The sequence below is a fragment of the Micromonospora arborensis genome (genome assembly GCF_003205615.1).
GTDB lineage: Bacteria > Actinomycetota > Actinomycetes > Mycobacteriales > Micromonosporaceae > Micromonospora > Micromonospora arborensis.
Genome location: NZ_PYBV01000077.1, coordinates 1 through 275 on the forward strand (window position 1 = coordinate 1; position 275 = coordinate 275).

Annotated in this window: 1 pseudogene; it reads left to right on the plus strand. The window is 75.3% G+C overall.

Going from position 1 to position 275, the window contains the following annotated elements:
* Window positions 1–275: pseudogene (locus C7C45_RS32675) on the plus strand (type I polyketide synthase); the annotation flags it as partial.

Sequence of the window (275 nt, forward strand, 5' to 3'; positions counted from 1 at the left end):
GTGCTCGCGGTGATCCGCGGCGCCGCGTCCAACCAGGACGGCGCGTCCAACGGCCTGACCGCCCCGAACGGGCCGGCCCAGCAGCGGCTCGTCCGGCTCGCGCTGGCCAACGCCCGGCTGGCGGCCGACCAGGTGGACGCCGTCGACGGGCACGGCACCGCCACCGAACTCGGCGACCCGATCGAGGCGCAGGCACTGCTGGCGACGTACGGCAAGGACCGCGACCGCCCGCTCTGGCTCAGCTCGGTCAAGTCGAACCTCGGGCACAGCCAGGC